At 71.0% G+C, this 19,751-nt stretch carries 17 protein-coding genes; 7 read left to right on the top strand and 10 right to left on the bottom strand.

The window, feature by feature from the left end; all coding sequences use genetic code 11:
* The first annotated feature begins 48 nt into the window (after nt 1–48).
* The gene (locus RE421_RS01305) at nt 49–897 is read left to right on the top strand and encodes a tryptophan-rich sensory protein (RefSeq protein ID WP_309813044.1); all 849 of its coding nucleotides are present in this window, start codon (nt 49–51) and stop codon (nt 895–897) included.
* A gap of 13 nt (nt 898–910) precedes the next feature.
* Here RE421_RS01305 and RE421_RS01300 read toward each other — a convergent pair whose 3' ends face one another.
* From RE421_RS01300 to RE421_RS01290, 3 genes are all read right to left on the bottom strand, one after another.
* Nucleotides 911–1,369 (bottom strand): FAD-binding domain-containing protein, encoded by a 459-nt coding sequence (locus tag RE421_RS01300; RefSeq protein ID WP_309813041.1) that lies wholly within the window; start codon nt 1,367–1,369, stop codon nt 911–913.
* A 451-nt stretch (nt 1,370–1,820) separates the two neighbouring features.
* On the bottom strand, nt 1,821–2,342 hold the full coding sequence (locus RE421_RS01295; RefSeq protein WP_309813038.1) for a deoxyribodipyrimidine photo-lyase: 522 nt from the start codon (nt 2,340–2,342) through the stop codon (nt 1,821–1,823).
* Nucleotides 2,339–2,668: a biopolymer transporter Tol gene (locus RE421_RS01290; RefSeq protein WP_309813035.1), complete on the bottom strand. Its 330-nt coding sequence runs from the start codon at nt 2,666–2,668 to the stop codon at nt 2,339–2,341. The genes RE421_RS01295 and RE421_RS01290 overlap by 4 nt, the downstream gene beginning before the upstream one ends.
* Before the next feature lie 127 nt (nt 2,669–2,795).
* Here RE421_RS01290 and RE421_RS01285 point away from each other — a divergent pair, with 127 nt between their 5' ends.
* The gene (locus tag RE421_RS01285; protein ID WP_309813032.1) at nt 2,796–3,635 is read left to right on the top strand and encodes an NAD(P)-dependent oxidoreductase; all 840 of its coding nucleotides are present in this window, start codon (nt 2,796–2,798) and stop codon (nt 3,633–3,635) included.
* Here the strand turns inward: RE421_RS01285 and RE421_RS01280 are convergent.
* The 5 genes from RE421_RS01280 to RE421_RS01260 are packed head-to-tail and all read right to left on the bottom strand — an operon-like array spanning nt 3,599 to nt 9,300.
* A complete protein-coding gene (locus tag RE421_RS01280; RefSeq protein WP_309813029.1) occupies nt 3,599–4,540 on the bottom strand; it encodes a PaaX family transcriptional regulator C-terminal domain-containing protein in 942 nt (313 codons plus the stop codon). The two genes, RE421_RS01285 and RE421_RS01280, sit on opposite strands and share 37 nt — an antisense overlap.
* A 47-nt stretch (nt 4,541–4,587) precedes the next feature.
* A complete protein-coding gene (locus tag RE421_RS01275) occupies nt 4,588–5,883 on the bottom strand; it encodes a cytochrome P450 (protein WP_309813026.1) in 1,296 nt (431 codons plus the stop codon).
* Nucleotide 5,884: 1 nt separating this feature from the next.
* Nucleotides 5,885–7,528, bottom strand: coding sequence for a phosphonate ABC transporter, permease protein PhnE (gene phnE, locus RE421_RS01270; RefSeq protein WP_309813023.1), 1,644 nt, complete (start codon nt 7,526–7,528; stop codon nt 5,885–5,887).
* Nucleotide 7,529: 1 nt separating this feature from the next.
* Nucleotides 7,530–8,318 (bottom strand): phosphonate ABC transporter ATP-binding protein, encoded by a 789-nt coding sequence (gene phnC / locus RE421_RS01265; protein WP_309813020.1) that lies wholly within the window; start codon nt 8,316–8,318, stop codon nt 7,530–7,532.
* Nucleotides 8,308–9,300, bottom strand: coding sequence for a phosphate/phosphite/phosphonate ABC transporter substrate-binding protein (locus tag RE421_RS01260; RefSeq protein ID WP_309813018.1), 993 nt, complete (start codon nt 9,298–9,300; stop codon nt 8,308–8,310). Before RE421_RS01260 ends, phnC begins: the two co-directional genes overlap by 11 nt.
* A 410-nt stretch (nt 9,301–9,710) precedes the next feature.
* On the opposite strand from RE421_RS01260, the gene RE421_RS01255 reads away from it, so the two are divergent.
* Nucleotides 9,711–12,497, top strand: coding sequence for a hypothetical protein (locus RE421_RS01255; RefSeq protein WP_309813016.1), 2,787 nt, complete (start codon nt 9,711–9,713; stop codon nt 12,495–12,497).
* Nucleotides 12,498–12,546: 49 nt separating this feature from the next.
* On the opposite strand, the gene RE421_RS01250 is transcribed toward RE421_RS01255, so the two are convergent.
* Entirely contained in the window at nt 12,547–13,305 is a 759-nt protein-coding gene (locus RE421_RS01250; RefSeq protein WP_309813013.1) for an IclR family transcriptional regulator, read from the bottom strand.
* Nucleotides 13,306–13,502: 197 nt separating this feature from the next.
* Between RE421_RS01250 and RE421_RS01245 the strand changes: the two genes are divergently transcribed.
* Entirely contained in the window at nt 13,503–14,546 is a 1,044-nt protein-coding gene (locus RE421_RS01245; protein ID WP_309813011.1) for an ABC transporter substrate-binding protein, read from the top strand.
* 37 nt (nt 14,547–14,583) lie between these two features.
* The gene (locus RE421_RS01240; protein WP_309813008.1) at nt 14,584–15,759 is read left to right on the top strand and encodes an FAD-dependent monooxygenase; all 1,176 of its coding nucleotides are present in this window, start codon (nt 14,584–14,586) and stop codon (nt 15,757–15,759) included.
* Here RE421_RS01240 and RE421_RS01235 read toward each other — a convergent pair.
* Nucleotides 15,751–16,683 carry a PaaX family transcriptional regulator C-terminal domain-containing protein gene (locus RE421_RS01235; protein WP_309813005.1) on the bottom strand — a complete coding sequence of 311 codons (933 nt, stop codon included), beginning with the start codon at nt 16,681–16,683 and terminating at the stop codon, nt 15,751–15,753. The two genes, RE421_RS01240 and RE421_RS01235, sit on opposite strands and share 9 nt — an antisense overlap.
* A 64-nt stretch (nt 16,684–16,747) precedes the next feature.
* Between RE421_RS01235 and RE421_RS01230 the strand changes: the two genes are divergently transcribed.
* The gene (locus RE421_RS01230; RefSeq protein WP_309813000.1) at nt 16,748–17,926 is read left to right on the top strand and encodes an ABC transporter ATP-binding protein; all 1,179 of its coding nucleotides are present in this window, start codon (nt 16,748–16,750) and stop codon (nt 17,924–17,926) included.
* A 95-nt stretch (nt 17,927–18,021) separates the two neighbouring features.
* On the top strand, nt 18,022–19,725 hold the full coding sequence (locus RE421_RS01225; RefSeq protein WP_309812998.1) for an iron ABC transporter permease: 1,704 nt from the start codon (nt 18,022–18,024) through the stop codon (nt 19,723–19,725).
* Nucleotides 19,726–19,751 lie beyond the last annotated feature (26 nt).

Raw genomic sequence — 19,751 nt, 5'->3', positions numbered from 1 at the left:
TCGACGGGCGGGGCAGGCACAGTGAGAGACCGAGGACAGGAGCACACCATGGACACCACACACCGAGCAGGACCGGAACCCGCAGACCCGAGCCGAGGGGCCGACGTCGGGCTGGGCGTGCCGCTGCTGGTGCTGGCCAGCGGGATCGTGGCCACCGCCGGCGCGTTCCTCGGCAGCGGCGTGCTCGGCGGCACCCCGATCGCCGAGGCCGCCGGCGGATGGCTGGGCGAGGATTCGACCCCGCTGGCGCCGGCCTCCGGGGCCTTCCGGATCTGGTCCCTGATCTACCTGGGACTGCTGGCGTACTCGGTGTGGCAGGTGCTCCCCAACCAGCGCCGGTCCGGCCGGCAGCGGGCACTGCGGCCGTGGGCGGTGGCGGCGATGCTGCTCAACGCCGCGTGGATCTGGTCCGTGCAGCTCGGCTGGCTGAACGCGAGCCTGCTCGTGATCGCGGTGCTGCTGGCCGTGCTCGGCCGGATCCTGGGCCTGCTGGTTCGCACGGGATCCGAGGGCCGGGTGGACGCCGTGGTGACGGACGGGACCTTCGGGCTGTACCTGGGCTGGGTCACCATCGCCACCGTGGCCAACGTGTCCGCCGTGCTCGGGGCGGCCGGCGTCGACGGTCTCGGGCTGCCCGTGCCGGTGCTGGCCTCCGCGGTGCTCGCCGTCGCGGCGCTGATCGGCGTGGCCACGGCCTGGCGCAGCGGCGGGCGCCTGGCCCCGGCGCTCGCCCTGGCCTGGGGGCTGGCGTGGATCGCCGTGGGCCGGCTTGACGGCGGCCTGGAGTCACCCGGTACGGCCGTGGTCGCCGCGATCGCCTCCGCGGTGGTGCTCGGATCGGCGGTCCTCATCCGTCTGACCAGGTCGCGGAAACGGCCGTCCGAAATCCGGGGGTGAACCAGCCGGCCCGTCAGCGGTTGGCGTCCCGCAGTCGCTGATAGGCCTCGAGCGCGGCGGCTCGCGACTGCTTCACGTCCACGATCGGTTCCGGATAACCCTCCTGGTCCCAGGAGGGGGCCCAGCGGCGAACGTAGTCATCGTCCGGATCGAAGCGGTCGTGCTGGGTCAGCGGGTTGAAGATCCGGAAGAAGGGCGCGGCGTCCGCGCCGGAGCCGGCCACCCACTGCCAGTTCGCCGGGTTGTTGGCGGCATCGGCGTCCACCAGGGTGTCCCAGAACCACTGCTCATCCACACGCCAGTGGATGCCGAGGTTCTTCACCAGAAAACTGGCGGTGACCATGCGGACCCGGTTGTGCATCCAGCCCGTGGCCCACAGTTCCCGCTGGCCGGCGTCCACCAGCGGTACCCCGGTGCGGCCGCGCTGCCAGGCGCGCACGCGAGCGGTGGACGAGGGGCCGTCGTCGGGCACCGGGTCCGGGAACGTGCCGGCGCCGCGGGGGGGGAGCTGGACTCCTGGGGCCACTGCCAGGGGTAGTCGCTGAACTCCGGCCGCAGGTTCTCCTCGGCCAGGTCAGGGTGGTGATAGAGCTGACTCCAGCAGAACTCCCGCCACCCGAGCTCGGCGGTGAAGGTCTGCACCGCCTGGTGGTTGCGCGGGGTACGGGCGCGCACGGCGGCGTCCCAGACCTGGAAGGGGCTGACATGACCCCACCGCAGGTAGGGGGAGAGCCTGCTGGTCCCGGGCCGGGACGGCCGGTCCCGGTCCTGGGGATAGTCGGCCACCGGCCCGTCCAGGAAGTCCTCCAGGGCCTGGTGCCCTGCGGCCTCCCCGGGGGTCCAGGCCTCCCGCAGGCCCCCGGCCCAATCCGGGTGGGTGGGCAGCAGGTCCCAGTCCGCCAGGTCCTCGGAGTCCGGCAGATTCACGGGAGCTGAGCCCTGCCGGGCGGGGCGTCCACCGGTGGCCGGACGTGCCGGGCAGAGGCGGCCTTCCAGAACGGCGTGAAGACCTTGTAGTGCTCCCCCTGGCCGTTCCTCACCGTCCAGGGTTCGTGCAGCAGGGAGGCCTGGAAGCTCTCCGCGTGCAGCCCGGCCTCGGCCGCCTCGGACTTGACGCGTTCGTCCACGCTCCGCTCCGGCCCGCCGTACCGCCGGTTCCAGTAGACGGCATCCGCGCTGGAGGCCTCGAGCACCTCCCGGAGGACCTCCGGGGCCGCACCCCGGCGCAGTACCAGGGGGACGTTGAGCCGCTCCAGGCCGGTGCGCAGGTCCTCCAGGCCGTGGTGCAGCCACCAGCGGGCCGCGCCGCCGAGCGGGCGGATGCCCTCGGACTCCTCATCCAGCACGTAGAGGGCCACCACGGCGCCCTCGGACCGGCCCGCGGCCAGCGCGGGATGGTCCGCCACCCGCAGGTCGTCTCGGAACCACACCAGGGACGTGGTCATGCGCCATCTCCCTTCCGGGGCCGGCGATCCGCCGGTCCGCCGAGCCCCTCGAGTGTGGCGAGCCGGTCACGGGCGCGCTCGCGGCGGGCTGTCAGCGTCAGCTCCCACCACGCCTCGCCGCGCTCACCCAGGCCCTCCTTGGCCAGCTGCACCCGGTCCCTGGCCGCGCGCCGGCTGCCCTCGGTCTCCGCAGTGCGTACCGCCGAGCGGGCCCGGCCCAGGTGAGAGCGCAGCTGCGCCGCCATCGGCTCATCCAGCTCCGGGTCCGTGGCCCGCCACCGCCGGCCGTCGACCACGATGTACCGGCCGTCCTCCGTGCGTTCCATGGGGGGAGTTTAGGCGGCTGAACGCCTCGGGGACGGCCCCACCGCGGGACCGGCACGTCGCGCCGAGCCGGAACGTGACAGGCTGGGTCCACCCACACCGGGCGAGCACCACTGCAGAAGGAGTCTCATGAGCGCGAGCACCGATCAATCCCTGGCCGGCCGCACCATCCTGATGTCCGGCGGGAGCCGCGGGATCGGGCTGGCCATCGCGCTGCGCGCCGCCCGCGACGGCGCGAACGTCGCCCTGCTCGCCAAGACGGCCGAGCCGCACCCGAGACTGGAGGGCACCGTCCACACCGCGGCGACTGCCCTGGAGGAGGCCGGCGGCCGGGCCCTGGCGATCGTGGGGGACGTCCGCGATGACCGCTCCGTGGCGGACGCCGTGGAGCGGACCGTGGACGCCTTCGGCGGGATCGACATCGTGGTCAACAACGCCAGTGCCATCGATCTGTCCGGCACCGCGGACCTGGCGATGAAGAAGTACGACCTGATGCAGGACATCAACGCCCGGGGCTCCTTCCTGCTGGCCAAGACGGCACTGCGCCACCTCGCGGCATCGGACGCCGCCCACATCCTGACCCTCAGCCCGCCGCTGAACCTCAACCCCGAGTGGGCCGGCAGGCACCTGGGCTACACGATCGCCAAGTACGGGATGAGCCTGGTGACCCTTGGGCTGGCGCAGGAGTTGCGGGAGCAGGGGATCGCTGCGAACAGCCTCTGGCCGCGGACCACCATCGCCACGGCCGCGGTGCGGAACCTGCTGGGAGGTGAGGAGATGGCGGCCCGGTCCCGCACGCCGGAGATCATGGCGGATGCGGCGTATGAGGTGCTGACCCGCGACCCGAGGGCGTGCACCGGGAACTTCTTCCTCGACGACGAGGTGCTCGCCGAGGCGGGGATCACCGATCTCTCGGTCTACGGCGGACCGGTTCAGACACTGGAACGGGACCTGTTCCTGGACGACTGAGCGTCCGCCTCCCGCTCGTGCCGGTCTGCGGCGGGAATCAACTGGTCCGAGGCCGCGAAGGTGTGGTGGGCCACCAGGGGAGCCAGCTCGGGCTGGTGCCGTTCGATGATCCTCCGGACGGCGTTCTCCGCGGACGGCCCCAGGCCGTCGTAGAACAGGGCGGTGGCCGCGGCGGCGCGCCGCAGCGGCGGCTCCTCGGGCAACAGGGCGTCGGGAAGCCGGGGATCCTGGTGGACGAGCGGCCGCCACTCGGAGAGGACCTCCGTGCGCAGGCGCAGGGCCTCCACGCCGGTGGGCCACTGGCCTCCGAGCTCCCGGGCGCGGCCCTCCCACCGCAGGGCGAAGGACAGGTACTCCTCGTCCAGGGCGTCCGCGTCGAACGCCCGCCGCAGTTCCAGGGGGGAGACGAAGTCCGGCAACCGGGCGCCCTCGAAGAAGGAGACCAGCGTCAGCACCGGCTCACCGCCCTGCTTCAGGTGCGCGAACGCCTCCTCGACGTGGCGGCCCGGCTTGATCCACACCCCATCGTTGAGGTGCCCGAACCGGAGCTGGCGCAGGGTGTCCCGTACGGCGCGGCGCAGGGGGGCGGCGGTCTCCGGCACCCGGTAGGTGATGATGGTCCACGTCCCGTCCCAGGGGCACACGCGGTGGGCCTGGAAGATCCGCTCGACGCGCTGCGCCTGGGTCCTCCGGCTTCCGGCGTGGACGGAGTAGGAGGTGCGCCGGCCGTCCTTGTGGGCCGCGAGGAAGCCCCGCTGGGCCAGCCGCTGGATGGCGGCCCGGGCGCTCGAGGGCGTGATCTCGAGCGCCCCGAGCAGCTCCACCAGGGCGCTGGAGGGCAGGGGTTCGCCGCGGCCGAACCAATAGTCGCCGAGCAGCACCGTGAGCATGCGCTGCGGTGCCACGCCGGACTGGTAGCGGGGAAGGTTCCCGCGGGGCGGATCCGTGGGACTCACGGCGTCCCGCCGGCGGGCCGGAGCGCCAGCGGGACGGAGCGGGGCCCGTACTCGAGCCAGTTCATCATGACGATCTCACCTGCCAGCGTGAAGGTCTCGGTCCTCGAGAGCAATTCCTCGAGCGCGATGAGCAACTCGAGTCGTCCCATCGTAGCGGCCGGGCACTTGTGGGATCCGCGGCCGAAGGACAGGTGCGAGTTCTGCTTGCGCCGCAGGACGAAGGTGTCCGGGTCCTCGAAGCGGGTCTCGTCCCGGTTGGCGGAGGGGAAGATCAGGGCGATGGGCTCGTCCTGGGCCACCTCCCTCCCATGGATCACGGTGTCCCGCGTGGCGGTGCGGGCGAACACCCGGTACGGGGCGTGCAGGCGGAGCATCTCCTCGATCGCCGAGGGCAGGTCCTCGGGGTGGGCCCGCAGCTGCGCCTGGAGGTCCAGGTCCGTCGCCAGGTGGGCGACGCAGCTGCCCAGCACGGCCTGGGGTGCTCCCATCCCGGCCACGATCAGCTGCCGGATGGTGGCGACGGCACTGGTCTCCGTGATGACGGTGCCCGGGTCCAGGGCGGCGCGGTGCAGGCTGGCCACCAGGTCGCGGGACGGGTCCGGGTCCTCCGCCAGCCGCCGGTCGTAGATCTCGCGGGCGATCTCGTACAGCCGTTTGCTGCACTCCTCGATCACCGGGTTGTCCATGTCCTGGATGGCGAAGCCGTAGCGGACACCGATCTCCCGGATCTCGCGGGTCTGGTCCCGGGCCAGCCCGAGCAGGGAGGCGAAGCAGTCCATCGCGAACGGTGCTGCCAGATGCCGGACCCCGTCCGGGGAGGACTCCATCAGCATCCCGTCCACCAGGCGGCGGGCGCTGTCCCGGAAGGCGCCGGCGTGCTCGGTGACCACCGAGCGGCGGAACACCGGGTCGATCGCGGTGCGGTAGTCGGTGTGCTCCGGCGGGTCGAAGTGCAGCGGCGGCCGGCGGGAGGCCCGGGGCACGTGCGGCACCACGTTCTGCTTGGCCGTGCTGAACAGCTCGTCGTCCTGGGTGATGGCCAGGATGTCCTCGTAGGTGGTGGCCGCCCAGAAGCCGCCGTAGTCCGCGCTCCAGGGGAACGGGTTCTGCCCGCGCAGGGCCGCATAGTCCGCGTGGGCCGAGCCGAACGTCTCCTTGCGGTCCGGGGACCACTCCGAGGCGCGCGCCCCGCCGACGTCGCCGGTGGCCTGAGGCTCGGTGGCGGAGTGCCCGGTGAACGGGCAGCGGCCGGTGCCGGCCGTCGTCGTGCCCGAGGGGTGTGGGGTTGCCATCTCAGATGACCTTCCTGCGCGCCCAGCGCGCCATGTGCTCGACCGCTACCACCACGACGATGAGGCCGATGAGGATCCCGGCGGTGGACTGGTAGTCGATCGAGGTGACGGATTCGTGGAGCAGGAAACCGATGCCGCCGGCGCCGACGATCCCGAGGACCGCCGATTCGCGCAGCGCCAGGTCCGCGGTGAACAGGCTGTTGCCGATGAAGGAGGGCACGAACTGGGGCCACGCGCCAGACACGAAGGCCTGGAGCCGGCCGGCGCCCACGGCCTCGAGGGCACGGATCGGGCCCGGGTCGATGTTCTGGAGCGCATCCGTGAAGAACTTGGAGGCCAGCGCCGTGCAGGAGATGGCCAGCGCCAGGAACCCGGCGAACGGGCCCAGGCCCAGGGCGGCCACGAACACGATCGCGTAGACGATGTCCGGCACGCCGCGGATCACCACGATGACGCCCCGCAGCGCCCAGCCGAGCACCGGCACACGGACGAGGTGGTCCGTGGAGAACACGGCGATGACCAGGCCGATCAGCACGCCGAAGGTGGTGGCCGTGAAGGCCATCACGAGGCTCTCGAAGATCCCCAGGGCGATCTCCGCGGTGAAGACCGGTGGCACGAATCCGGTGAGCATGGCCACCGCGTTGTCCCAGCCCCGGGCTAGCCGGTCCGGGGAGATGCTCAGCGCGGACAGGGACAACACGAAGAGCACGACGCCGGCCAGCAGCCCGGCGCTGCGGCCCACCCGGGATGCGCTCCAGCCGGGGGTGGCCAGCTCCTTCCCCGGGGGGAAGGCCATCGAGTGCTCGGTGTCCCCGGCGTGTTCGGACACGGTGCGCTGCACCAGGTTCGAGATCAGCTCGAGGACCAGCAGGAGCACGATGATGACGGCGATGATCCCGGCGGCGCGGGGGTAGTCCAGGCTGCCGATGGAGCGCTGTAGGGCCACGCCGATACCGCCGGCGCCCACGAGGCCGAGCACGGAGGACGCGCGGATGTTGATGTCCAGGCGGTAGAGGACGAACGAGGTCATCTGCGGCAGCGCCTGGGTGAAGGTGGTGGCGACGAAGACCTGGAAGCGGTTCGCTCCGGTGGCGTTCACGGCCTCCCGGGGGGAGGCGGAGATCTCCTCGAAGACGTCCGTCATCATCTTGCCGATCATGCCCACGGAGTGGAAGGCGATGGCCAGGGCGCCGGCCGCCGGCCCGAGCCCGAAGATGCGCACGAAGATGATGGCGAAGACGAGGGAGGGCACGGCGCGGCTGACCACGATCAGCGTGCGGCAGAGCCACTGGAGCCAGCGCGGCCCCGTGAAGGTGTGGGCCGCGCCGGCCGCCAGCGGGATGGAGACCAGGGCGGCGAGGCCGGTACCGGCGATCGCGATCTGCAGGGTCTCGAGCACGAGCGCCGCCAGCTCCGGCACGGGGCCTGTGGTGGCGGGGAACATCCGGCCCAGCAGGCGGCTGATGTCCTCGAAGCCGGCGGCGAGGGCCGCGGGGCGGACGTCGATCCACCACAGGCCGAAGACCGTGACGGCGCCCAGGATCAGCGGGATCACCCAGGTGGCCGCGGGGACCCGGGGCGGGCGGGCCGGCGCGGGTGCCGGCGTCCGGCCCTGGGTTCCCGGTGGGGTCAGGGTGGTGGGCATGTCAGGCACCCCGGTGGGTTTGGTAGATGGCCCGGATCTCCGGCTCGTCCGTGGTGGGCGTGGGCTTGTCCAGGATGAATTGCCCGTCCCGCACGGCCACGATCCGGTCCGAGACCTCCAGCGCGAGGTCCACCTGGTGCAGGGAGCACACCACGGTGAAACCGTCCTCGGCGCTGAGCTTCTTCAGGGTCTCCAGCACGGAGATGCTGGCCGCCGGGTCCAGGGAGGCCACGGGCTCGTCCGCGAGCACCAGGCGGGCGTCCTGCATCAGCATGCGGGCGATGGCCACGCGCTGCTGCTGGCCGCCGGAGAGGGTGTCACACCGCTGGAACCGCTGGTCCACCAGCCCCACGCGTTCCAGGTTCTCCACCGCGCGTTCGCGCAGCCGCTTCGGGTAGCTCGTGATCCCGTAGCGGGGCATGGCCAGGGAGCCCAGGGCACCCATCAGCACGTTCTCCAACGCGGTCAGCCGACCGACCAGGCCGAACTGCTGGAACACGAAGCCGATCTCGGTGCGCAGGCGGCGCAGCTCGCGCCGGCTGCACCGGGCCGGTTCCCAGCCGAGGACCTGCACGTGGCCCTCGGTCGGGGCATGGCTGCCGTTCAGCAGGCGCAGAAGGGTCGACTTGCCGGCACCGGAGGGGCCCACGAGGGCGATGAACTCGCCGGGGTGGATCTGCAGGTCCACCCCGTGCAGCACGGTGTTGTCCCCGAACCGCTTGACGACCCCGTCCAGGGTGATACTGGGGGAGTGCTGAGCGGTCTCGGCCGCGGGCCTCTCAAGCGTCATCACGGCAGACCTCCGCCTGGGTGGTCTCGCAGATCTCGCGGATCGGATCGTAGTCGGCGTCCGTGGCCGGCTCGAAGGCGAAGGCACCCGTGCCGCCCCACTCGCAGGCGGGGCTGCCGGCCACGTCCTCGCCCCAGGGGGCCGGGGCCTCGCGCTGGGCGTCCTCCTCGCAGAAGCCGGCCTCCACGGCGGAGACGGCGTCATACTGCTCCATGGCGCGGACCACGCCGTCCTTGATGTCCTGGGAGAGCCAGGAGCCCACCACCATGGGGGTGCCCGGGATCGGATCCGAGGTGAAGAAGGTCTCCGTGTCCCCGTCCTGGATGACGCCGCGCGCCGGCAGAAGCTCCGTCACGAAGGTCTCCGCCACGAACGCGGCCTCGCAGTCACCGGCGATCATCTGGGTGACCGCCACGTCATGGGAACCGGCGAAGACCGGGTTCAGGTCCTCCTGCGGGTCGAGGCCCGCCTCCATCAGGGCGGCGGCCGCGGCCAGGTAGCCGGTGGTGGAGGCCGGGTCGGTGAAGCAGACGTCCTTGCCCTTCAGGTCCTCCAGCGAGCTGATGCCGCTGCCGGGTGCGGTGACGCCGAGGGAGCTGACGGAGCCGGAGCCGGGTTCGGGGGAGAGCTGGTCCTTCGCGACCGGCTCGACCTCCGCCACGTCCGAGGCCAGGTAGTAGGAGAACGCTCCGTAGACGGCGATGTCCACACGTTCGGAGACCTGGGCCTCGATCACGCCGGCGTTGTTGCTGACCGCCTGGATCTCCACCGGCAGCCCGGTCTCCTCCTCGATGGCCGCGACCACCGGTTCGAAGGAGGTCAGCAGTTCCTCGCTGTTGTCCGTGGGGACCACGGCGAAGACGAGTTCGGCGGGGGCATCGCTGGTGGTGTCCGCCGGTCGGGCGTTGGGGCTCTCGCCACAGGCCGTCAGGGCGATCGCGGCTGCGGCCAGGAGGCCGAGGGTCTTGAGATGGGTGCGCATGGTCTCTCCTCGGGAAAGTCCAGATGGGGGTCAGGTTGTCGTCTGGCCGGGGGAATAAGTGTGGCCAATGAATGCCGGTGGCAGGAACTGCAGGGTGAACGTGTCTCGTATCACAGCAGAATCCGTTGTCGATGTCAATGAATGACGTCGAGAATCCAGCATTGACAGGCCCGGTAGACCATGTCACGGTATGAGCCATCCCACACGCTTCTCCGGCGATGGCGGCACGCATGAGCCGCACTTAGTCCCTGAAGCGAGCTTAAATATGCAGTCTGTGACGCTGCCCCGATGATCCGGGGCGGACGTCGCGCCACCATCGTGCCCGGTGCCCAGCACCTCCGGCGCCTTCATGCCCGTCTCCTGTGTCCCGTTCCCCCGATCACTCCTGCACCGAAGGCGAGTCCGAGACCATGCCCACCACCCCTGACGAGAATCTGTCCGAGCGGCACCACGATCGCTCCCGACGCCGGCCCCGCGCCCGGATCACCCACTCGACGCGCACGGATCCAGCGGCTCAGCCTCGGCGCGGCCGTGCGCTGGCGGGTGCCACCCTGGCCGCCGCCCCCGCCGCGGCGCTGCTGGTTCCCGTGCCCGCGCTGGCGGGACCGGTGCACGCGGTCGGTGACGCTCCGGCGTCGACCACGGCCCATGGGGCGGGAGAGCCCGGGACCGTGCGCGGAGACCTGCCCAACGGGGGCCACTACGTGCTGGTCACCCCGGAGTGGTGGAACGGGACGGTGCTGGTCTGGAACCCCGGGTACGGGGGTGGCGGTTCCGACCCGTCGGCCGGACCCAGCGAGGAACTCGTCGACTGGCTCGTAGAGCGAGGATATGCCCTCGCGGGAACCTCCTCGGCCGAGGGTGGATGGGCCGTGGAGGGACTGCTGGAGAACCAGCCACTGGTGATGGATGCCGTCCGTGACCGGCTGGGGGAGCCCGAGGACGTCATCGCCTGGGGCTCGTCCATGGGCGGGCTGACCTCGGTGGCCGCCCTGGAACAGCATGCGGACCTCATCGATGCCGCACTGCCCCTGTGCGGGTCCGTGGCCGGAGCCATCCCGATGCTTAACGGCAGCCTGGATGGCACGTTCGCCCTGCGGATGCTGCTGGCCCCCGGCGACGCGCGCCTCCAATTGGTCAATATCAGCGATGAGGCCGAACGTCAGGCCACGTTCCGCGAGGTGCTTGACGCGGCGCAGGCCACCCCGGAGGGCCGTGCCCGGATCGCGCTCGCCGCGAGCCTGGCGCAGATCCCGACGTGGACCCAGGCGGACGATGAGAGGCCGGGCCGGCGCGACTGGGCCGCCCAGCAGGACCAGCTCTACCGGGCGTTCATGTTCGGCGTGGTCTCGCCGCGGCAGCCGCTCGAGGACCGTGCCGGTGGCAACTTCTCCTGGAACGTCGGTGTGGACTACACGAAGGCCCTGGCCGGGTCAGAGAACGCGACGCTCGTGCGGACCCTGTACCGCCAGGCCGGGCTCTCCCTGGACCGGGACCTGGAGACCCTGGCGGACGCCGAGCGGATCTCCGCCGATCCAGAGGCGGTCGCCTACATGCAGCGGAACGCGACGCCGACCGGCGGGATCGATGGCCCCGTCCTGACCCTGCATGAGACCGGGGACACCGCGCCCACCGTCACCCAGGCCCGCACCTATGCGGACCGCGTGCGGGAGAACGGGGACGAGTCCCTGCTGCGGCAGGCGTTCGTGGACCGGCCCGGCCACTGTGCCTATGCCGATGCAGAGATCGCCGTCTTGGTGGAGGCGTTGCAGCAGCGGCTGGACACCGGTCGCTGGGGCTCCACCGCGAAGCCGTCACACCTGAACCGGGCCGCCGACCGCATTGCCCGCCGGGACGGGTTGGACCGGGGTGGCTCGTTCGCCTCCGTCCGCCCCGATCCGATGAACCGGCCGGAGCGGGGGCCGGCCCCCGAGGCGGTGTCCCATCAGGGGATGCTGGACGGGGAGCGGGCGTACGCGCTGCACCAGCCGGCTGACTGGAACGGTGACCTGGTGGTGATGCCGGGGCGGGACGATCTCACCGGGGTGACCGCTCAGTGGCTGGCCGAACAGGGGTACGGGACCATCGGGTATGAGCTGAGCGACGGCTGGGACCTCGTGCTGGACGAGGCCAATGCCGAGGCCGCCGTGGAGACCTTCGAGCAACTGGCCGGTGACGCCGATGACGTGGTGGTGGCCGGCCGGTCCCAAGGTGGTCTGACGACCAGGATCGTCGCGGATGCCGCCCCGGAGTGGCTGGCCGGCTCCCTGCCGATGTGCGGCGGGGGCGCGGGGGCCATCAGTACCTGGAACTACAAGTTGGACACGGCCTTCGCCCTGCGGGAGCTGGTCGATCCTGACTCGGCCATGCAGATCCAGGGTATCGAGGACCGTGTGGCCGAGCTGCAGGCCATGAACGACCTGGTGGCGTTGGCCGATTCCACGGACGCGGGCCGGGCCCGGGCCGTGCTGGCCGCCGCCCTCAGCAAGATTCCCGCCGTGGACCCTGAGACCGGGCAGGATATCCGCCGCGGCCAGCTGGAGGCGCGGATCGACCGGTACATCGAACACCTGCCGTTCGCGATGGGCAGCCACGTGCGTGCCGGCTATGAGCAGACCGTCGGTGGCACCTTCTCGTGGAACACCGGGGTGGACTACCGGCGCGAGCTCCAGCGCTCGGGCCGCTGGGCCGAGGTGAATCAGGCCTACCGGGAGGCAGGGCTGTCCCTGTCCGAGGACCTGCGCACCCTCGACCGGGCCGATCGGCTCTCGGCCGATCCCGAGACGGTGAGGTTGGTGGAGCAGACCGCCACCTTCACCGGAGAACTGGAGGCCCCGGTGCTGTCCCTGCACACCACCGGGGATGGGGCCGGGACCATTGCCGACGACGCTGCCTACCGGTCCACCGTGACCGCCGCCGGGTCCGCACGCCAGTTGCGCCAGACCTTCGTGGCCTCCGAGGGACACTGCACCTTCACCCCGGCCGAGGAGGCCGCGGCCCTGACGGCCCTGTTCGACCGGATCGAGACCGGCCGGTGGCAGTCCACCGCACCGCGGCAGCTCGACCGCCTCGCCGCCCGCGTGGATGCGGACTCGGACCTGGACCTGGGCGTCGCACGGTTCACGTCGGGCGACGCGCCGGGTCAACCGGCGCGGATGTGGGACCTGAGGAACTGGGGTGAGTACCGAGCGGAGTGACCACTGGGCTGGGACGCCACGGAGGCCACCGGGTACTCGGGGCCCGGTGTCACCGGACCCCGGCAGCGGTCAGCCGCCGTTCCATCTGGTCGACGAACGGCCGGAGGCGTCGGGCCAGGGAGCGGGCGTCCTCGGATCGGCTGAGCCGCAGGTACGGGACCGTGACGGTCACCGCGGCCACCGTCTGGCCGAAGCCGTCCCGGATCGGCATGGCCAGCGCGGCCACTCCGGGCTGGGCCTCGCCGACCTGGATGGCCCAGTCCCGGTTTCGTACCTTCGTCAGCTCGGCCTCCAGCTGGGACCAGTCCTGGATCGTCCCCGGCTGGACCGTCTCCAGGTCCCTCCCCTGATACCGGGACGCCAGGTCGTCGTCGCTCAGTCCGGCCAGCATGGCACGCCCGGCCGCGGTGGCATGCGCCGGGGTCACCGTACGGACCGGGCGGGCGATCCGCACCAGGTGGGTGCCCTCCTCCGTCAGGACGAAGCGGATGTTCCGGCCCTCCAGCACGGCCAGGCTGGTGGTCTCGAGCAGTCCCTCCGCCACCTGCCGCAGCACCCCGCCGAGGAGGGCCGGCAGGGTCGAGCCCCGCGTCACGTCGGCCGTGACCTGCCGCAGGACGGGGCCGACCGTATAGGGGCCGTGGCGCAGTTCCTGATCGAGGTAGCCCGCCTCGGCGCACGTCCGCAGCAGTCGATGAGCCATGGAGGGACTGACCTGCAGGGCGCCGGCCACCTCGGTGAGTGTCATCTCGCCCCGGGAGGCCACGAGCCGGACGACGTGGAGGGCGCGCTCAGCGGTCTGGAGCATGGCTACGCATTTTCCTCATAGTGGAAAGGTTGCCATGGGTGACCGTTGTCACACAAGGGCGGTATCGGTCCGCCCCGCGAGCCGCCATTCCGGTGCTTTCCCGTGGGAGGAAAAGCGGCCTGAATCCGTTGTCGATCGTCCGCATCCGGCCTTTACTTCTGGAAGCAACCGCTCCCGTCCCAGACCAAGGAAGCACCATGACCTGCCCTACCGCTCCCGTCTCCCCGATGCTCCGCCGGAGCGTGGCCGCCGCGCTCGTGGCCGGCACCCTGGCCCTGGCCGGATGCGGCTCCGGGTCGCCGTCCGGGGCCGAGGGCTCCGCGGCGGACACGAGCGCGGACTCCGCCGGAGTGGGCTCGGGCGAGCTGACCAGCATCGCCGTGGGCACCATCGCGATCGCGTCCTCCACGGAGCTGCGCTACGGCGTGGCCGAGGGGATCTTCGAGGACCATGGACTGGACGTCGAGCTCATCGAGGGCCAGGGCGGCGCGGCCCTGCTGCCCGCCGTCCAGAACGGTTCCATGCAGTTCGCGGTCGGCAACCCCATGTCCGTGCTGACCGCGGCGGACCAGGGCCTGCCCATGAAGGTCGTCTCCGGGTACTCCTGGTCCGCCGCCGAGGGCGAGGACATCAATGCCGTGTTCGCGCGCAAGGATTCCGGCATCGAGGGATTCGACGACCTGGAGGGCCAGACCGTGTCCGTCAACGCCGTCCACACCCTGGGGGACCTCTCGATCATGGAGGCCACCGAGAGAGCCGGCGCGGACCCGGAGGCGATCAACTTCAACGAGATGCCGTTCCCGGACATGCTCGCGCAGCTGGAGCAGGGGAACGTGGACGCCGTCTGGCTGCCGGAGCCGTTCATGGGCCGGGCGCTGGCCGATCCCGAGAACGTCCTCGTCGGGTATCCGAACCAGGAGGTCATGGACGGCATGCCCCTCACCATCGCCTTCACCAGCGAGTCCATCGCCGAGGAGAGTCCGGAGCTCGTGACGGCGTTCCAGGAGGCCTTGACGGAGTCGGCCGAGCGCGCGGCGCAGGACGAGGAGGGGGTCCGGGCCATGCTGCCCGAGTTCCTGAAGATGGACGAGGAGACCGCCCAGTCGATCCGCCTGGAACCGGCGCACACGGATCTGCCGGTGGAGAAGATGCAGGCCATCTATGACCTGATGCTCACCTACGGCATGGCCGAGAACCCACTGGACGTGGAGTCGCTGTACGTCACGCCGCAGGGTCAGTAGCCGTCCGGGCCGGGTCCACCACGTCGAAGGAGCGGGAATGAGAGTTGCTGTCATCGGAGCGGGCATCGGAGGGCTGGCCGCGGCGGCCGCCCTGCGGCGGCGCGGTATCGACGCCGAGGTGTTCGAGCAGGCGCGGGCGCTCGGTGAGATCGGCGCCGGCATCTCCCTGGCGTCCAACGGCTGGCGTCTGCTGGAGCGCCTCGGACTGCTGGAGCAGATCGAGCGCGTCGGCTCGCAGCTGGACCAGGGATACTTCCAGCTGCGTGCGGACGGCTCGTTCATCTCCACGCTGCGGGAGCCCGGTGCCGCCTGGGACCGCCGGGTCTTCGGGGTGCACCGCGCCGACCTGATCGAGGTGCTCGCCTCCGCGCTGCCGGACTCGGCGATCCACACCGGACACCGGATGGAGGATCTCGAGCAGGACGACGCCGGCGTCACCCTGCGCTTCCAGAACGGCCGGACCGCCCGGGCCGATGCCGTCATCGGCGCCGACGGCATCCACTCCGTGGTGCGCCGGCACGTGGTGGGGCAGATCGCCGCGCCGCGTTCCTCGGGGACGGCCGCGTACCGGGCGCTCGTTCCCGTCACGGGGGCGGAGGACTGGGAGTGGGGCACCTCGAAGATGTGGATCGGGCCGGGGAGGCACTTCCTCGTCTACCCCATCCGCTCGGACCGGCTCATCAACGTCGTCGCCGTGGTCCCGGCGCACGGCGGGGAGCGGGACTCCTGGACGGCACCCGGTGACCCCGCGCAGCTGGCGGCGGAGTTCGCCGGCTGGGACCCAGTGGTCACCGGGCTGATCGAGCGGGTCACGGACACCTTCCAGTGGGGGCTGTTCGACCGTCACCCGCTGACTGCTTGGACCAGCGGACGGCTCGCCCTGCTCGGGGACGCCGCCCACGCCATGCTCCCCCACCTCGGCCAGGGCGGCAGCCAGACGATCGAGGACGCCTTCGCCCTGGCTGCGGCGCTCGAGGGCGTGGCGGCCGTGGACGCGCCGGCGGCCCTGGTGCGGTACCAGGGGTTGCGCCTGGACCGGGCGAACGCCGTGCAGCTGGCGTCCCTCGAGGCCGGTCACCTCTACGATTCCATGGCCGAGGAGGACTACGACGCGCGGGACGAGCGGATCCGGCGGATGGCGCCGTTCTACGGGTGGCTGGGCGGCCATGACGCGGACTCGCTCGTGGCACCGCCCCTGGCGCCCTCACGCTGAGGCGGGGCTGCCTCCCGCCGGCGTCAGGCGCCGGACGGAAACGTCCTGGACGTGGGCGGGGGAGTGCATCTGCACGACCGAGCGGACGTAGCCCAGCGACGCCTCGGCGGTGCCCTCGTAGAGTTCGGCGAAGGCGTCACGGGCGGTCCTTCGGGGCCAGTCGGGCGTCAGGCCTGCCAAGGGGAGGTCCGGGTCGAACCGCGGGAATCCGCGGAAGACGTTGATCGACTCCGTGCGGGCACGCAGCGCCTCGGGCGGAGTGAGTCCGTCAGCGCGCAGCTTGCCCAGTGGCTCCTCGAGGAAGGCGGTGAACGAGGCGTACAGCCGGCGCGCGTAGTCGAGGTCCCAGGCGTCCGTCGGGTCGCCGAACTGCGTCCCGACGGCCGTGATGGACCCCCGGACCACCGAGGCCGCCTCCACCCCGAGGTCGCGGCACAGGGACATCGCCTGGTCACCGCGAGCGCGGGAACTCACCCAGGCGCCGTCGTACAGCGGGGCGAAGCCCATCCACGAGAGTCCCTTGCGCAGCTGCTGCCTGGCGGAGCGCTGCTCCTCGGGAATGGAGAAGAGGAGCATGGTCCACTCCCGGTCAGCGGGCTCCAGTCCCGTGCCGAACTTCCGCAGGACCTCGAAGCCCTCGGCCAGGCGATGGTAGGCCGTGGGGGATAGCGCGTAGAAGGACCGGCGCCCCTCCTTGGCGGCCACCAGGCGGCCTTCTCGGGTGAGCCGGCTCAGGAGCGTCCGCGTGCCGGAGGCGCTGACATCGAAGGCGGACATCAGGTCCACGAGCGCGCCGGAGGGGGCCATGGCCCCCTCCTCGCCCCAGTACTCGGCCATCACGGTGACCAGCAGCGAGCGGCCCCGCTGCCCGTCCGTCACCTCGGACCGCAGTTCCTCCAGATTGCTCCACACATCCCTCATCATCCCATCCTCACACAGACATATCGCGAACTATTGACGGTCGGCACATTTCTGCCATACTTCTCATGTGACTCAGCTAACAACGTCGTCCGCCCTTGGCGTCCAGCGGGACGCCCGCCCTTCGGACGCCCCGCAGCCCGCGATCGAGATCCGCCACCTGACCAAGCACTTCCGCCGTCGGGACGGCTCCACGGTGCCCGCCATCGACGGGGCGAGCCTGGACATCCAGGACGGCGAGTTCATCGTGCTGCTGGGCCCCAGCGGTTGCGGGAAGACGACGCTGCTCCGCTCCGTGGCAGGTTTGGAGACCCCGGACTCCGGAGCGATCACGGTCGGGGGCAAGGCGGTGTTCGACAGCGGCTCGGGAACCAACCTCGGTGCCGACCGGCGCGAACTCAGCATGGTCTTCCAGTCCTATGCGCTGTGGCCGCACATGACCGCGGCCCAGAACGTGCGGTACCCCCTGGAGAACCAGCGGGGCGCGCGTCAGGGCCGCGCCGCGATGAACGAACGGGTGGCTGAGGCGCTCGGCGCCGTGGGCATCGGTGACCTGGGTGGCCAGTACCCGAATCAGCTCAGCGGCGGGCAGCAGCAACGCGTGGCCCTGGCGCGGGCGCTGGTGAACAACTCCAAGGTCGTGCTGTTCGACGAGCCGCTGTCCAATGTGGATGCCAAGGTGCGCGAGTCATTGCGCATCGAGCTGTTGGCCATGCAGCGCCGCTTCGGCTTCACCGCACTCTTCGTCACCCACGACCAGGCCGAGGCCATGGAGCTGGCGACCCGCATCGCGGTCCTGGACCGCGGCAAGGTGCAACAGTTCGGCACGCCGGATGAGATCTACGCCCGGCCAGCCACGGAGTACGTGGCCAAATTCATCGGCAACACCAACGAACTCCACGGCCGGCGGGCCGAGGGCGGCTACGAGACCCCGCTCGGGCTCGTGCGCACCCCGCAGGACGCCGGGGACCAGGCCACCGTGCTGTTCCGTCCCGAACATGCCGAGCTGTCCGCCGAACGGCCGGGTACCGCCAGCGCCCTGCCCGGCCGCGTGGTGGCCGTCCTCTTCATGGGTACCCACACCGAGTTCCTGGTCCGCTCCGGCGAGACGAGGATGCGGATCTGGGTCAGCGGACGGTCCACCGACTTCGCCGAGGGGGACGAGGTCTGGGTCGGGCTCCGGGAGGACCACGTCATGGTGTTCCCCGCCGCACCGGACCGCGGCCACCAGCCGGAGGGAGAGGGCTGATGAGTCCGACCTCCACCCTTGAGGGGAGCACGCGGAGCCCGGCGGAGTCCGGCCGGCCCGACCCTGGGCCGCCCCTGCCCCCCTATCGGCCCGGCTTGATCACCAGGCTGCGGCGGACGAGCGGATTCGACCTCTTCTCCCTGACCCTGGCCGGCATCCTCGTGGCACTGGTGTGCTTGCCGCTGGTGCGGGTGGTCGTCAACATGTTCTACAAGGATGGCCGCTTCACCCTCGAGGCCATCCAGCGCACACTGGCGATCGAGGACCTGGGGAAGATGGTCCTGGACACCGTCGTGGTGGTGCTGGCCAGCTCGGTCCTCGCGGTGGTGATCGGCTTCCTGCTGGCGTGGGCCAACACGCGTACCGATGCGCGCTTCGGGCTGATCAACGAGATCTTCCCGTACCTGCCCTTCCTGCTGCCGCCCATCGCCGGCGCCGTCGGCTGGACCATGCTGCTCTCTCCCCAGGCCGGCCTGCTCAATGCCTGGCTGCGGGACATCCTCGGCCTGGTGGGGATCCCCCTGGAGTCCGGCCCGTTCGACATCAACTCGTGGTACGGCCTGATCCTCGTCTACACGTTCTACGCGGTGCCCTACGTGTACATGAACGTCTCCGCCGCCATGCAGGGCCTGGACGCCAGCCTGGAGGAAGCCTCCCGGCTCAGCGGGGCCAGCGCCGTGAAGACGTTGCGCCGCATCACCCTGCCGGCCCTGGCGCCGTCCATCGGTGCGGGGTTCCTGTTGTGCACCTGGTTCGGCTTCGGCATGTTCTCCATCGCCCAGATCATCGGCACGCCGGCGGGCATCGACATGATCCCGGTGCGCATCGTCAAGCTCCTGACCTTCACCTACCCACCGGACGAGGACCTCGCGATCGGCCTCTCCGCCATCGTGGTGGTGTTCGTCGGGCTGTCCTACCTGGTGCAGTACCGCATCCTGAAGAACTCCCGCTTCGGCAGCATCGGCGGCAAGGCCACCCACCACACGGTGACCGCCTTGGGCGTGTGGCGCCCCGTGGTCCGGGCCGGCGTGCTGCTGTACATCGGCGTCTCCACCGTGCTGCCGATGTTCGCGCTGTTCATCGTGTCCCTGAACGGCTACTGGACCCCCAACATCCAGTGGGGATCCCTCAGCCTGGACGCCTTCCGGGTCGCCCTGTTCGACGACCCGAAGACCCAGGAGGCCTTCGGGAACTCCTTGACCCTGGGCCTGGTCGGTGGCGTCATCGGCATCCTGGTGGCCGCCGTGGTGTCGCTGTACATCGCCCAGCACCGCAGCCGCGCCACCCTGGGACTGGACGCGGCGATCAAGCTGCCCTCGGCCATCTCCAACATGGTGATCGCCGTCGGCATCCTGCTGCTGCTGGCCCGTCCGCCTTTCGATCTGGGCGGCACCTGGCTGATCCTGCTGCTGGGCTACCTCGCGCTCTACCTGCCGCAGGCGTCCATCGCCGCCGACGCCGCGGTGGCCACCATCGGCAAGGAACTCGGCGAGGCCTCCGGCGTGGCCGGCGCCCGGCAGTGGAAGACCTTCCTGCGCGTCTACCTGCCCCTGATGATCCCGGGACTCGTGGGCGGATTCGCCCTGCTCTTCGTGCGTATCATCGGCGACCTCACGGCCTCGGCGATCCTCTCCGGCACCAACAACGTGGTGGTCGGGTTCCGCATCCTGGAGGTCTTCAACGGGGGCTCCTACGCCACCCTGGCCGCCCTGTCCTCCGTCCTGGTGATCGTCTCCGCGCTCATCCTCGTCGTCGTCCTCTGGCTGTCCAAGCGCACCGGCGTCGCCCGCAGTCACTGACCACCCACCAGTCCACCCCTGCCCAC

Origin of the sequence: Citricoccus sp. I39-566, from assembly GCF_031432995.1 — a bacterium.
Taxonomy (GTDB): Bacteria; Actinomycetota; Actinomycetes; order Actinomycetales; family Micrococcaceae; genus Citricoccus; species Citricoccus nitrophenolicus_A.
Note: the sequence above shows the minus strand (reverse complement) of the source record. Positions and strands in the feature narration are given on the sequence as shown.